Source organism: Rhodococcus sp. T7, from assembly GCF_009872365.1.
In the GTDB taxonomy this organism is placed as follows: domain Bacteria; phylum Actinomycetota; class Actinomycetes; order Mycobacteriales; family Mycobacteriaceae; genus Rhodococcus_F.
The window spans coordinates 38,522-52,708 of record NZ_WXYH01000325.1; the positions used below are offsets into that span (position 1 = coordinate 38,522).

General features: G+C 68.2%; 12 protein-coding genes. 7 read left to right on the plus strand and 5 right to left on the minus strand.

From position 1 onward, the window contains the following. Position 1 precedes the first annotated feature (1 nt). Genes MLGJGCBP_RS26990 through MLGJGCBP_RS27000 form a run of 3 tightly spaced genes read right to left on the minus strand, consistent with a single transcriptional unit; the run spans position 2 to position 2,140 of the window. Positions 2–1,183, minus strand: a complete 1,182-nt coding sequence (locus MLGJGCBP_RS26990; RefSeq protein ID WP_160099306.1) for a zinc-dependent alcohol dehydrogenase — start codon at positions 1,181–1,183, stop codon at positions 2–4. Beyond that, complete coding sequence (locus MLGJGCBP_RS26995; RefSeq protein WP_087561383.1) at positions 1,180–1,587, minus strand: ChaB family protein; 408 nt, start codon at positions 1,585–1,587, stop codon at positions 1,180–1,182. Before MLGJGCBP_RS26995 ends, MLGJGCBP_RS26990 begins: the two co-directional genes overlap by 4 nt. A gap of 58 nt (positions 1,588–1,645) precedes the next feature. Next, complete coding sequence (locus MLGJGCBP_RS27000) at positions 1,646–2,140, minus strand: CinA family protein (protein ID WP_160099308.1); 495 nt, start codon at positions 2,138–2,140, stop codon at positions 1,646–1,648. A 174-nt stretch (positions 2,141–2,314) separates the two neighbouring features. Here MLGJGCBP_RS27000 and MLGJGCBP_RS27005 point away from each other — a divergent pair, with 174 nt between their 5' ends. Together MLGJGCBP_RS27005 and MLGJGCBP_RS27010 are read left to right on the plus strand one after the other, a co-directional pair. Continuing rightward, the gene (locus MLGJGCBP_RS27005; RefSeq protein WP_160099310.1) at positions 2,315–3,889 is read left to right on the plus strand and encodes an AMP-binding protein; all 1,575 of its coding nucleotides are present in this window, start codon (positions 2,315–2,317) and stop codon (positions 3,887–3,889) included. Between the two features lie 114 nt (positions 3,890–4,003). Beyond that, entirely contained in the window at positions 4,004–5,170 is a 1,167-nt protein-coding gene (locus tag MLGJGCBP_RS27010) for an FAD-binding oxidoreductase (protein ID WP_160099312.1), read from the plus strand. A 9-nt stretch (positions 5,171–5,179) separates the two neighbouring features. On the opposite strand, the gene MLGJGCBP_RS27015 is transcribed toward MLGJGCBP_RS27010, so the two are convergent. Then, a complete protein-coding gene (locus MLGJGCBP_RS27015; protein ID WP_087561387.1) occupies positions 5,180–5,932 on the minus strand; it encodes an FAD-binding oxidoreductase in 753 nt (250 codons plus the stop codon). A gap of 60 nt (positions 5,933–5,992) precedes the next feature. After that, a complete protein-coding gene (locus MLGJGCBP_RS27020) occupies positions 5,993–7,213 on the minus strand; it encodes a globin domain-containing protein (protein ID WP_160099314.1) in 1,221 nt (406 codons plus the stop codon). A 253-nt stretch (positions 7,214–7,466) separates the two neighbouring features. Here MLGJGCBP_RS27020 and MLGJGCBP_RS27025 point away from each other — a divergent pair, with 253 nt between their 5' ends. The 5 genes from MLGJGCBP_RS27025 to MLGJGCBP_RS27045 all read left to right on the plus strand — a co-directional run bounded on the left by MLGJGCBP_RS27025 (position 7,467) and on the right by MLGJGCBP_RS27045 (position 14,179). Continuing rightward, positions 7,467–8,444 carry an alpha/beta hydrolase gene (locus MLGJGCBP_RS27025; RefSeq protein WP_236581398.1) on the plus strand — a complete coding sequence of 326 codons (978 nt, stop codon included), beginning with the start codon at positions 7,467–7,469 and terminating at the stop codon, positions 8,442–8,444. 165 nt (positions 8,445–8,609) lie between these two features. Further along, positions 8,610–11,162 (plus strand): ATP-dependent chaperone ClpB, encoded by a 2,553-nt coding sequence (clpB, locus tag MLGJGCBP_RS27030; RefSeq protein ID WP_160099316.1) that lies wholly within the window; start codon positions 8,610–8,612, stop codon positions 11,160–11,162. 145 nt (positions 11,163–11,307) lie between these two features. Continuing rightward, positions 11,308–12,306: a hypothetical protein gene (locus tag MLGJGCBP_RS27035; RefSeq protein WP_160099318.1), complete on the plus strand. Its 999-nt coding sequence runs from the start codon at positions 11,308–11,310 to the stop codon at positions 12,304–12,306. Positions 12,307–12,417: 111 nt separating this feature from the next. Further along, positions 12,418–13,317: a hypothetical protein gene (locus tag MLGJGCBP_RS27040; RefSeq protein WP_201453215.1), complete on the plus strand. Its 900-nt coding sequence runs from the start codon at positions 12,418–12,420 to the stop codon at positions 13,315–13,317. 67 nt (positions 13,318–13,384) lie between these two features. Beyond that, positions 13,385–14,179, plus strand: coding sequence for an SDR family NAD(P)-dependent oxidoreductase (locus MLGJGCBP_RS27045; RefSeq protein ID WP_160099320.1), 795 nt, complete (start codon positions 13,385–13,387; stop codon positions 14,177–14,179). The last annotated feature ends 8 nt before the right edge of the window (positions 14,180–14,187 follow it).

The window sequence follows — 14,187 nt, forward strand, 5'->3', positions numbered from 1 at the left end:
GTTACGGCTTCAGGAGGACCTTCACCGCGCCGTCCTGCTTCTTCTGGAAGATCTCGTACGCGTGCGGTGCCTGGTCCAGGGGCAGTTCGTGAGTGGCGAACGTGTCCACTCCCAGGGGGTCGGCGTCGGTGAGCAGCGGCAGGATGTCCGGGGCCCACCGCTTGACGTTGGCCTGACCCATGTGCAGCTGAATCTGCTTGTCGAACAGCGTGAGCATCGGGATCGGGTCGGCCATCCCGCCGTACACCCCGCTGAGCGAGATGGTGCCGCCGCGCCGCACGATGTCGATGGCCGAGTACAGGGCGTGCAGGCGGTCGATTCCCGCCGTCGACATCAGCCGGGCAGCGATGGCGTCGGGAAGGAACGACGTGACCTGCTGCAGGAGTTTCGCGGTGGGGGAGCCGTGCGCCTCCATGCCGACGGCGTCGATGACGGAATCGGGACCGCGGCCGTGGGTCATGTCCCGGATGATGCCGCCGAGTTCGTCCCCGGCGTCGTTCAGGTCGACCGTCTCGATCTGCCGCGCCTTCGCGCGGGCGAGACGCTCGGGCACGAGATCCACGCCGATGACACGAAAACCCTTGTGCGCGGCGATGCGTGCGGCCATGTCGCCGATCGGCCCCAGCCCGAGAACGACGACGGAGCCACCGTCGGGCACGTTCGCGTATTCGACGGCCTGCCATGCCGTCGGCAGCACGTCGGACAGGTACACGAACCGTGAGTCCGGTGGGCCCTCCGGGACCTTGATATGGGTGTTCTTCACATGCGGCACGCGGAGATACTGGGCCTGCCCGCCGGGCACGCTCCCGTACAGCTTCGAGTACCCGAACAGCGCCGCGCCCATGCCCTCGTCCCGGGTCTGCGTGACTTCGCACTGGGTGAACAGTTTCCGGTCGCACATGTGGCAACTGCCGCAGGAAATCTGGAACGGGATGACCACCCGGTCACCGACCTTCACGTCGGTCACCTCGGACCCCACCTCGCGGACGATGCCCATCGGCTCGTGGCCGAGGATGTCGCCCTCGTTCATGAACGCGCCCAGCACCTCGTACAGGTGCAGATCGGAACCACAGATGTTGGTGGTGGTGACCTCGATGACTGCGTCCGTCGGCTGTTCGATCACCGGGTCGGGCACGGTGTCGACGCTGACCTTCCGCCTGCCCTGCCAGGTAACGGCTCTCATCGTGCCCTCCGATTCGCCTTTTCGATGGCCTCGACGAGTTCGTCCTTGGTCATGGTCGACCGGCCGTGAATGTCGAGTCTCTGCGCGATATGCATCAGGTGCTCCTTGCTCGCGTTGGCGTCGACGCCCTCCGCGGTCTCGCCGGACGGGTTCGGGCCGCCGCTCTCGGCGCGTTCGTCGGAGGGGCCCTTTTCGGCCTTTGCCTCCCAGTGGTCGCCGACCTTCTCGTAGCTGTGCTTGAGGGCGTCGAACGCGACGCGATGCGCTCGTTCCTCGTCCCCGTACTGGTCGATCGCGGAGTCGTACACCTTGGCGAACGTGCGCTGCGCCTTCTCGGGCGACTTCTTCAAGGTCTCGGGGAGTTCACTCTTCTTCGGCTTGCCGCTCTCGGTGGTCTTCGGCACGGAAATCCTCCTCGGGTGTGGCGGTGCCCTCGCGGACGATTACCCGACTCCCGGAGATTTACGCGACGGGCGGAGGTACGTGGCCGGGCACCGAGGCCAGTGCCTGCTCGAGCAGGGCCAGTGCGTGTTCGGTCGTGGCGGTCACGACGTCCTGCGGTTCGCCGTCGAAGCGGCGCATCTCGGTGTCGACGCGACCGTGGGCGAAGAGCCCGAACCAGACGGTGCCCGGGGGTTGCCCGTCCTGGGGGTCGGGGCCGCCCGCCCCGGTCACCGCGACGGCGATGTCGGCTCCGAGCAGTTCCGCGACCGCCCCCGCCATCGCGCGGGCACTGGCCTCGCTGACGACGGGGCCGTCCGGCACCTTCAGCACCCGGTGTTTGACCTCGCTGGAATAGGCGACCACGCTGCCCCGGTACCAGTCGGAGGACGCGGGCGCGGCGCCGAGAAGGCACGAGATCTGCCCGCCGGTGAGGGATTCCGCCGTCGCGAGGAAGACGTGCGCGCTCCGGGCCGCCGTCGAGATCCGTTCGGCAACTCGATCCTGCAGAGTCATGGACCTCACGTTATCGGACGTGACCCGGCCGGGAGCGGGGATCGCCACCCGTAACGGGAGTGGAACAGGTTTCAGTTTTTCCGGTTTCCGGTTAGGGTGTCGGTGACCCAGGACACAGAAAATCCAGGCCGCCGCACGACGCACCCCGGCCTCGCGGGAGTAGAAGGATCACAGATGACCGACGAGTTCGCAGATCTGCATCGACCCGCCTTCGCTGCAGACCTCCTCATCACTGCACTGGACCGCAATTCCGACAAGCCGGCGCTCTACCTCGGCGACGTCGTTCTCACCGGCGGTGAGATGCGCGATCAGATCAGTTGCTTTGCGCAGGCACTGGCTTCGCTCGGGATCGGCAAGGGGGCGAGCACCGCCATGCTGTCCAAGAACCGGCCCGAAGTGCTCATCAGCATGGGCGCCACCATGATCTCCGGATGCCGCGCCAGCGCGCTGAATCCGATGGGCTCGCTCGACGACCACCTCTACATCGTCGGCGACGCCGAGATCCGGACCCTGATCTTCGATCCCACCGCGTTCGAGGGGCGCGCCGCCGAACTGGTGGCGCAGTCGCCGTCGATCGAGAACGTGTTGTCGTTGGGGCCGTCCGAGGTGGGCACCGACATCCTGGCCCTCGCCGAGACGTTCACCCCCCAACGCCTGCGGGCGGCAGACGTGGCCGCCGACGACAACAGCAGCATGGTCTACACCGGCGGCACCACCGGCAAGCCGAAGGGCGTCGTCGGCTCCTACCAGTCCGGCGCGACACTCAACCAGATCCAGATGGCCGAATGGCAGTGGCCCGACGAACCGCGTTTCCTCATCTGCACGCCGCTGTCGCACGCCGGCGCCGCCTTCTTCATCCCCACCCTGCTGCGCGGCGGCGCGCTGATCGTGCTGCCCGCGTTCGAACCCGGCGCCGTCCTCGAGGCGATCGAGAAGCACAAGATCTCCGCGACGATGCTCGTCCCCACCATGATCTACCTGCTGATGGACCATCCCGACCTGCCGAAGCGGGACGTGTCCAGCCTGCAGACGCTGTTCTACGGCGCGTCGGCGATGTCGCCGGCCCGGCTGAAGGAGGGCATCGAGAAGTTCGGTCAGATCTTCTTCCAGTTCTACGGGCAGACCGAATGCGGAATGACGATCGCGGTGCTCCGGAAGGAGGAGCATCTGCCGGACGATCCCAGCCGCCTCGCGACGTGCGGACGCCCCGTGCCCTGGCTGAAGGTGGCACTGCTCGACGACGACCTGAACGAGGTCCCGCACGGTGAACTGGGGGAGATCTGCGTCCGCGGCCCCCTCGTCATGAAGGGTTACTGGAACAAGCCCGCCGAGACCGCCGAGGCGTTCCGTGGTGGGTGGCTGCACACCGGTGACGTCGCGCGCAGGGACAAGGACGGTTTCATGACGATCGTCGACCGCAAGAAGGACATGATCGTCACCGGTGGATTCAACGTGTTCCCCCGCGAGATCGAGGACGTCATCTCGGCGCACCCCGCCGTCGGCTCGGTCGCGGTGGTCGGCGTCCCGGACGAGAAGTGGGGCGAGGCCGTCAAGGCGTGCGTGGTGCTGCGGGCGGGACAGACGGTCGAGGCCGCCGAACTCGTCGAACGGGTGCGGGCCGCGAAGGGGTCGGTGCACGCCCCCAAGTCGATCGATTTCGTCGACACCCTGCCCCTGACCCCGCTGGGCAAACTGGACAAGAAGGCGCTGCGCTCCCGGTACTGGGAAAGTGCAGACCGAGCGGTCTGATAGCACGGCTGGGGCGAGAAACAAGGGACCTGGTCTGCGGCGTGGCGCTCACGCCTATAGTCTGCCCAAGTACTTCGCGGCGGGGCCGCGTTCAGTCGGTGACGAGGATGCGCGGTGGATTCACAGGCAATATCGCTGGTCCGGTCGAGTTTCAAGGCTATCGCGGCAGTGCCGGACGGGCCTCAGACTCTGTCGCGGTCCTTCTATGCCCTGCTGTTCGCCCGGTATCCCGAAGCTCGCGACTTCTTTCCCGCGGCCATGGACGAGCAACGTGACCGGCTGATCGCCGCCGTCCAGTACGTGATCGAGCGGCTCGAGGAGGAGTCCGGGCAGATCCTCGCCTACCTCGCCCAACTCGGCCGGGACCACCGCAAGTACGGGATCGAGGACTCGCACTACGTCGCCGTCGGCAACTCCCTGATCGCCGCAGTCGAGCAGTTCCCCTCGACCGAGCCGTGGACCGACGAACTCGAGCAGGCGTGGCGTGACGTCCTCGCGGTCGTCGCCGCCACCATGATGGACGCGGCCAACGCCGAGAGCGGCCCGCCGGCGTGGGGCGCGACCGTGATCGAGCACCTGCAGGTCCGCAAGGACGTCTCGATCATCCGACTGCAACTCGACGAGCCGATGACGTATACCGCAGGCCAGTTCGTGAGCGTGCAGGTGCCGTCCCGGCCCCGGATGTGGCGGTACCTGTCGCCGGCGAACCCCGCCAACGACCAGGGCATCATCGAGTTCCACGTCCGCCGGGTGTCGGGCGGCTGGGTGAGCCCCGCCATCGTCACCCAGACACTCGTGGGCGAGCGGTGGGTGGTCGGATCCCCGCTCGGCGACCTCGGGATCCGCTACGAAAACGGTCGCGACATTCTCATGATCGGATCGGGGACCGGCATCGCCCCGCTGCGCGCACAGATCCTTCAGATGTCGCAGCGCGGCCAGGACCGGCGCGTCCACCTCTTCTTCGCCGGCCGGTACCCCTGCGACCTCTACGACCTGGGCACCCTGTGGGCGCTCGCGGAACAGAATCCGTGGCTGACCGTCGTCCCGGTCACCGAGGAGGACGAGGATCCCTGGTGGTACACGGGCCCCAGCAGTGCCGGGATACCCGGTATGCACCGCAGGCTGACCGGCAAGGTCGGACAGGTCGTCGCCGACTTCGGGACGTGGGCCGAGCGCGACATCCAGCTCGTCGGCTCCGAGGCCATGATCAACACCACCAAGTTCCGGCTGCACGCCGCAGGGACGCCGCCGGAGAACATCCGGCACGATCCGTCCTACTGATCGGCCCGCTCAGTACGGGTCGAACTGAATGTTCTCGGTGGGGGTCCCGGTGTCACGGAGGCGGTCGAGGGTGGCGCGGACCATCGCCGCCGAACCGCACACCAGCACCTGGTGCTCGGTGAACGCGCCGTAGGACGTGACGACGTCGGGCAGCGAGCCCTCGATGAGGTCGTCCTCGGTGAACCCCACGTCCACTCTGGTGCGCTCGTACCACTCGTCGGTCCAGTCCGGATTCGCGACGTTCTCCACCACCGGAATGACGGTGAGCCACGGCAGATTCTGCAGCAGCAGGTACAGCATGTCGGACGCGTAGAGATCGCGCGGCGTGCGATCGCCCGTGAACAGGAACACCCGCGGCGGATTCGGCCTGCGGGACAGGTCCAGCAGGATCGACCGGAACGGGGCGAGGCCGGTGCCGCCGGCGATCATGATGACGTCCGGTCCGTCCTCGTCGACGGACATAGTGCCGCGCGGTTCGAGGATCTGCCACTGGTCACCCGGTGAGGTCCCCGTGACGATGTCGCCGCTGACCCAGCCGCCCGGCACCGTGCGGACGTGAAATTCGAGTTTGCCGTCCAGCGACGGCGGAAGGGCGGGGGAGAGCCTGCGCAGCAGCCGCGGATTCTGGGGCACGCTCACGTCCACGTACTGCCCTGGCTCGAACGGGACGTAGTCCCCGACGAGGCGGACGACGGCGAGGTCGTGCCGCAGTCGGTGATGCTCGACGACGGTGCTGGTCCAGGTGGTCTGCGTGGCTTGCATGGCGTGATGCTCTCCCGACGGTCGAACCGGATGGCGGATGGGCAGGGACTGGCTGCGCGACTAGATCAGGGGGTCGTGGCGGATCAGCTCGGGCGGGGTGCCGCCGCCCTGCAGTGCGTACGCGGTGGTCTTGATCATCGCCGGTGAACCGGAGATCTGGATCTGCCGGTCCGCCCACGACCCGAACCGCGCGACCACCCGGCCCAGCTGGCCCTGGAGTCGCTGATGCAACCCCGGCGGCGCCTCGGGGGCGGGAATCGTGTGCCACCACGGGTCCTCGTCCTCCTCGGAGACGGGAACCACGGTCAGCCACGGATTGCTCAGCGACAGGTGCCACAGGGTCTCGATGTCGTACAGGTCGCACGGGTACTTGCCGCCCACGAACATGTGGACGCGCGGGTTGTTCGACCGCATCGCCATTTCCATCACCTGGGCGCGCAGCGGTGCGATGCCCGTCCCCGAACCGATCATCAGGACGTCCCGACCGCTCTCGCGGTCCACCTCCAGCCCGCCGAGCGGCGAGCTGAGCAGCCAGCGGTCGCCGACCTGCGTCTCGTTCACAATCGCCGGACTCACCCACCCGCCCGACACCCGGCGCACGTGGAACTCGAGCTGTCCGTACGGGTTGGCGGGGATGGCCGCCGACAGGTACCGCCACATCCGGGGCCGCTGCGGGATCTGGACGCTGAGGTACTGGCCCGCGCCGTAGGGGATGGGGGAGTCGGTCTCGAGCCGGACGATCGCGAGATCGTCGAGGCGGCGTTCGTGATCGACGACGGTGGCGCCCCAGGCGGCGGGCAGGTCGTCGTTGTCCGCGGCGTCGGCCATCGTGTGCAGGAGAAGGTCGAGCAGGTCCGTCCAGGCCGCGGTCAGCGACGGCGTCCAGATGGCCTGGGTGAAGGAGCTCTGCACGGCGACCAGCAGCGCATGGCCCGACGCGAAGTAGTGCCTGCCCTCGACACCGTACTTGCGGTGGTCGCGGCCGAGCTGGCTCAGGAAACCGAGGACCCGGTCGGCGTCCTCGAGGTTGTCGATGACGTACTGCAGCGCCTGGAACAGGCGATGACTCTGCTGATCCAGCGCCGCCGGGAAGAGCGCGCGGAACTCGGGGTGTTCGGCGAACAGGGTGGCGTAGAACGTGGTGGTGAGCCGATTGTGGCCGTGTTCGGTGGACACGATCGACGAAAAGCTGGCGCGCAGACGCGAAATCACGAGTGGGTCGAGGCAATCTCGTGTCAAGCCGTCCCCTGCCTCCGTGCCTGCTGATTCGAACACCCGCATTCTAGCCGTCCTCCGCACGGGACCCCGGGTTACGGCGCCGGCCGGTTCGGCCTCCGACCCCGGCATTTCGCCGGGTCGCTATTGAGCCGTGACCACCGGCAGGGCACGATGTGCACCGAGAATCGGACCGGGTTACCGAGGGGGCTCCATGCGAGTTGGTGTTGCGCGGGATCGGGGTCGGTTCCGCGAGGGGATACGCAGCGCCGACTCGGTTCGACGCGTGGGCACCGTCGTGCTGGCGGTCGGCGCCCTGATGGCGGCGAGCGTGGGAACGATCGCCTCCGCGGAACCCCGGGCGACGGTCGAGTCGATCACGGCCGACGAGGCGCCCGACGGTTCGCGGCTGGTCGAGGTCACCCCCGTCGGCGAATCGCCGATGAACTTCACCGTCCACTCGACCGCCATGGACAAGGACGTCACCGTCCGGGTCATCCGGGCCGCGTCCGGGAAACGTCCCACCGTGTACATGCTCGGCGGCGTCGAGGGGAACTCCGAACAGTTCGGCTGGGAGCAGAAGGCGGACGTCGAGAAGTTCTTCTCCGACAAGGACGTCAACGTGGTCATCCCGTTCGGTGGCCAGTCCAGTTACTACGCCGACTGGCAGCGCGACGATCCCGAACTGGGGCGGAACAAGTGGCAGACGTTCCTGACGAAGGAACTGCCGCCCATCGTCGACTCGGCGCTCGACACGACCGGCAAGAACGCGATCGCCGGGCTGTCCATGTCGGCCACCAGCGTGCTCAACCTCGCGATCGCCAAGCCCGGGCTGTATCAGAGCGTCGGCGCGTACAGCGGGTGCGCGATGACGAGCGACCCGGTGGCCCGCCGATTCGTCGAGATCACGGTCGCGGACTTCGGCGGCAACCCGGAGAACATGTGGGGTGCGGCCAACGATCCGCTGTGGGCCGCGAACGATCCGTACGTCAACGCCGAGAAACTTCGGGGGACCACCCTGTACATCTCCAACGGAAGCGGACTGCCGGGACCGTACGACACCCTGGACGCCAAGACCGTCGGCGGCGACCGCCGCGCCCTCGCGACGCAGGTGGTGGTCGGCGGTGTCATCGAGGCCGTGACCAACGACTGCACGATGCGGCTCGCGGAGAAACTCCGGGCCCTCGACATTCCCGCCACCGTTGATCTCCGGCCGGTGGGCACGCACTCGTGGGGGTACTGGCGTGACGACCTCACCACGTCCTGGCCGATGATGGGTGCCGCGATCGGGGCGTGATTTCCCGCCCCGCGGAGTCTCGGGGGCGAGATGATGGGGGTAGCCAAAAAAATTCAAAGTTGAGCGGAACAGACTCAACTCTTCGTGCGTTAAGAAGATGACAGCGTCGCCACGTGCCACCCGGCCCGGCGGCGAACCGCTCTACAACGCCAGAAGAGGTGACCAGTGGACTCGTTCAATCCGACCACCAAGACCCAGGCCGCGATGACCGCTGCGCTCCAGTCGGCGTCGTCGGCCGGTAATCCCGACATCAGGCCCGCGCATCTGCTCGTGGCCCTGCTCGACCAGACCGACGGCATCGCCGCCCCGCTGCTCAAGGCCGTCGGGGTCGACCCCACCGCGGTCCACCGCGAAGCGCAGAATCTCGTCGACCGGCTCCCCAAGACGACGGGCGCCACCACCACACCGCAGCTCGGTCGCGAGGCCCTCGCCGCACTCACCACAGCACAGCACCTCGCCACCGAACTCGACGACGAGTACGTGTCGACGGAACACCTGATGGTCGGACTCGCATCGGGTGAGTCGGACGTGGCCGGGCTGCTCGGCAGGCACGGCGCCACCCCCGACGCGCTGCGCGACGCGTTCACCACTGTCCGCGGCAGCGCGCGCGTCACCAGCCCGGATCCCGAGGGGACGTACCAGGCGCTCGAGAAGTACTCCACCGACCTCACGGCCCTCGCCCGCAACGGCAAGCTGGACCCGGTGATCGGACGCGACAACGAGATCCGCCGCGTCGTGCAGGTCCTCAGCCGCCGCACCAAGAACAACCCGGTGCTGATCGGTGAGCCCGGCGTCGGCAAGACCGCCATCGTCGAGGGGCTGGCCCAGCGCATCGTGCAGGGCGACGTCCCCGAATCGCTGCGCGGCAAGTCGGTGATCTCCCTCGACCTCGGCTCGATGGTCGCCGGAGCCAAGTATCGCGGCGAATTCGAGGAGCGGCTCAAGGCCGTCCTCGACGACATCAAGAACTCGGCCGGTCAGGTCATCACGTTCATCGACGAACTCCACACCATCGTCGGTGCGGGTGCCACCGGTGAGTCGGCGATGGACGCCGGCAACATGATCAAGCCGATGCTCGCCCGCGGTGAGCTGCGGCTGGTCGGCGCGACCACCCTCGAGGAGTACCGCAAGTACATCGAGAAGGACGCCGCTCTCGAACGCCGCTTCCAGCAGGTGCTCGTCGGCGAACCGTCCGTCGAGGACACCGTCGGCATCCTGCGCGGGCTCAAGGAGCGGTACGAGGTGCACCACGGTGTGCGCATCACCGACTCCGCGCTCGTCGCTGCCGCCACGCTCAGCGACCGCTACATCACGTCCCGGTTCCTGCCGGACAAGGCGATCGACCTCGTGGACGAGGCCGCGTCCCGGCTGCGGATGGAGATCGACTCGCGACCCGAGGAGATCGACACCGTCGAACGCATCGTCCGCCGCCTCGAGATCGAGGAGATGGCGCTGCAGAAGGAATCCGACGCGGCGTCGAAGGACCGGCTCGAGAAGCTGCGTCAGGAACTGGCCGACGAACGTGAGAAGCTCAATCAGCTGACCACCCGCTGGCAGAACGAGAAGCAGGCCATCGACTCCGTGCGCGGAGTCAAGGTGCAGCTCGAGACGCTGCGCGGTGAGGAGGAACGCGCCGAACGCGACGGCGACCTCGGCCGGGCCGCGGAACTGCGCTACGGGCGGATCCCGCAGCTCGAGAAGGAACTCGAGCAGGCCGCCCGCGAGTCCGGTGCCGCCGCCGACGGCGACGTCATGCTCAAGGAGGAAGTGGGGCCCGACGACGTCGCCGACGTGGTCGCGGCATGGACCGGCATCCCCGCCGGCCGCATGATGGAGGGCGAGACCGCCAAGCTGCTGCGGATGGAATCCGAACTGGGTAAGCGGGTCGTCGGACAGGAAGAGGCCGTCGTCGCCGTGTCGGACGCCGTCCGCCGCGCCCGCGCCGGCGTCGCCGACCCCAACCGGCCCACCGGATCGTTCCTGTTCCTCGGACCGACCGGCGTCGGTAAGACGGAGCTCGCGAAGTCTCTCGCGGACTTCCTGTTCGACGACGAGCGCGCCATGGTCCGCATCGACATGTCCGAGTACAGCGAGAAGCATTCGGTGGCCCGGCTCGTCGGCGCGCCGCCCGGATACGTCGGGTACGAGGCGGGCGGGCAGCTCACCGAGGCCGTGCGACGGCGCCCGTACACGGTGGTGCTGTTCGACGAGGTGGAGAAGGCGCACCCGGATGTCTTCGACATCCTGCTCGCCGTCCTCGACGAAGGCCGGCTGACGGACGGTCAGGGGCGGACGGTCGACTTCCGCAACACCATCCTGATCCTCACGTCCAACCTCGGTGCGGGCGGATCGCGGGAGCAGGTGATGGATGCGGTGCGGCACGCGTTCAAGCCGGAGTTCATCAACCGGCTCGACGACGTCGTGATCTTCGAACCGCTCACCGAGGAGCAGCTCGAGTCGATCGTCGACATCCAGCTCGACCAGCTGTCCCGCCGGCTCGCGGCGCGCCGGCTGACGCTGGACGTGTCCGACTCGGCCCGCTTCTGGCTGGCCGTCCGCGGCTACGACCCCATGTACGGGGCCAGGCCGCTCCGCAGGCTGATCCAGCAGGCGATCGGCGACCAGCTCGCGAAGCTGCTGCTGGCCGGCGACGTCAAGGACGGCGACACCGTCCCCGTGAAGGTGTCCGAGACCGGGGACGCGCTCGTCCTCGGCTGATCCCCCACGTGAGTGGCACGGAGTGCTCCCGCACGCCGTGCCACTCACCTGTGTTTTCACAGGGGCGTCTTAAGTTTCGCCGTTACCCTGGACCGTCCATAAGCGCAGGACACCGGCCACACGAACCCCGAGGAAGGGGCCGATCATGACGAACCCCGACGATCCGCGCACCCCGCAGGAGCGCGCGTACGACGGCACTGAGTCGTGGACGACCGACGGCACGGAGTCGTGGACGACCGATGATTCCGCGTCGCGGGCTCGTGACGAGGACCCGACACAGGCGTGGTCGCGGCAGGACCAGCCGACCGAGCACCTCGGCGCGTCGGATCAGGACCACCGCACCCAGTACCTGGGGTCCGCCGGTGGGCCGACGGAGCAGTTCTACACGTCCGACCCGACCGCGGCGTACGGGCGGAACCAGCCCAATCCGACGCAGGCGTACCCGACCTACGACCCGCGGTTCGACCAGCAGGCTCCGCCGCCGAACGCCACGCAGGCGTATCCGCCCTACGAGGCACAGCAGTACCAGGGCGGGTATCCGACGGGGCAGTATCCGAACGCCCAGTACCCGGGATCGCAGTACCCGCCGGGCCAGTACCCGGGATCGCAGCACCAGCCGCCGGTCGCGGAGGCCACCGAGGAGAAGAAGCCTCGCCGGATCGGCACGTGGATCGCGGCCGCGGCCGCCGCGCTGCTGCTGATCGCGGTCATCGGCTTCGGCGTCGCCCTGTTCACGACGGCGCCGAACAACTCGTCGAGCACCACCGCGGCGGGCCCCACCACGTCCCGCCCGCCGGCCACCACCGCGCCGCCGAAGACGACCACGCCGCCGCCGTCGAGCACCAGCGAGTCCCCGCTCGATCAACTCCCCGGCGGAATCGGGGAGGCCATCGGGGCCGCGGGTGCCGCGTTCGGAACGATCAGCACCAACGACGGTTCCACGCTCACCCTCGACGCCCTCGGTGGTTCGAAGCTGACGGTCCAGACCAACGCGCAGACCAACGTGATCGCACTCGACGGCACCACGGTCGCCGATCTGAAACCCGGATTCACCGTCATGGTGCAGGGGACGAAGGTCGAGAACGGCACGATGATGGCCGAGACGATCATCAGCACCGAGCTGCCCAAGCTCGGTGGCAACTGAGCCATCCGTGCCGGCGGGCACGGCCGTCGGGCCGGTTCGGGCAAAACCGACACGGGGTGTCCCGGCACCGCCTACCCTCGTTACGCCCTCGACTCGCTAGGCTGATCATCGATGACCGGAATGTGGTTCGTACTGGCGTTGATCGCACTCGCAGGCGCGTGCGCGTTGCTCTATTTCGATCGCTCGCGTCGTGATCAGACGGGTCGTGTGCGGCAGATCTGGGCCAAGGCCCAGGGCTACACGTACGACAACGTCGAAGAGCGGCTACCCGCCCAGTTCCACCGGGCCGCGCTGGCCAAGCAGGAGTACCTCAGCGCCATCGACGTGGTGAAGGGCGAACGCCGCGGTGAGTCGTTCATCCTGTTCGACCTCGAGGAGACGGCGACCATCGTCGCGGTCCGCCGCCGGGTCGGTTCGGACGTCGACATCGACCTCCGCCTCAAGTCGACCCCGCCGCCGAAGGACTCGGACCTCGACCTCCTCGGCGCCATCGGACCGCGCGTCGTGTTCGCCACCGACCTCGAGATCGCCCGCAGGGTCTGCGATCAGCGGATGGTCGCGTTCACCGAGTCGGTGCCGCCGCACGTGAACATGCTGTGGAGCGAGGGCGAGTGGACCCTCGGTTCGCTGCCCATCGGCAGCAGCGGGCGGGAGTGGGATTCGGCCATCGAGGCCGTCGCCCGGCTGTCCGGCATCCTGCACGTCCTGCCCCCGGTCACCGAGCCGAGCGGACTCGACCGTGGCCATCACGATCCGAGCAGGCCGCGACTGCGTGACGGCGCCCCCGCCGAATCGCGCCCCGCACCGGAGAAACGCCCCGCACCACAGGGGCGTCCGGCGCCGCAAGCGCGCCCCGCGCCGCAGGGACGTCCCACCCAGCAGGGACGTCCCGCACCGCAAGCGCGTCCGACATCCCAGGGACGTCCGACCCCGGAACCGCGCCCGGCCACACCGCCGCGTCCCGCACCGCAGGACCGTCCCGCACCGCCGCCGGGCGCTCCGCGCTCGTGAGTGCGTAACGAGTCCCTGGACTCGTTAACCGCGCACAGGCGCGTAGCGCCTTGCTACCGTCACCGGTATGTCGACGCCCCCCAGCTCAGCCCGACCCGTTGCCCTCGTCACCGGCCCGACGTCGGGGCTCGGTGCCGGTTTCGCGAGAAAGTTCGCGTCCCTCGGTTACGACCTCGTGCTCGTCGCGCGTGACGACACCCGCCTGCACGCCCTCGCCGACGAGATGAAGGCGTTGTTCGACACCGAGTCCGAGATCCTGCAGGCCGACCTGGCGACGGCGTCCGGGCGCGAGGAGGTGGCGCAACGCCTCGGGAAGGGCGTCGAGGTACTGGTCAACAACGCCGGATTCGGCACGTCGGGCGAATTCTGGACCGCGACGCCGGAGCTGTTGCAGTCCCAGCTGGACGTGAACGTCACCGCCGTCATGCAGCTGACCCGCGCGGCGTTGCCCGGCATGATCGCGGCGGCGAACGGCACCGTCATCAACGTGGCGAGCGTCGCGGGACTGCTGTCCGGGCGGGGGTCGACGTATTCGGCGAGCAAGGCGTACGTGATCTCGTTCTCCGAGGGATTGGCGAACGGGCTGGGCGGCACGGGTGTGCGGATCCAGGCGCTGTGCCCGGGATTCATCCGCACCGAGTTCCACGAGCGCGCGGGCATCGAGATGAGTTCGATTCCGAATGCGATGTGGCTGAGCGTCGACCAGGTCGTCGCGGCGTCGCTGTCCGATCTCGAGAGCGGCAAGGTCGTGAGCATTCCCGGCCTCCAGTACAAGGTGCTGACGACCGCCGGGCGTCTCGTCCCGAAGAGTCTGGTCCGGCGGCTGACCAACGTGTTCGGCCGGGGGCGTGCCCGCACGTAGAGGTGGGT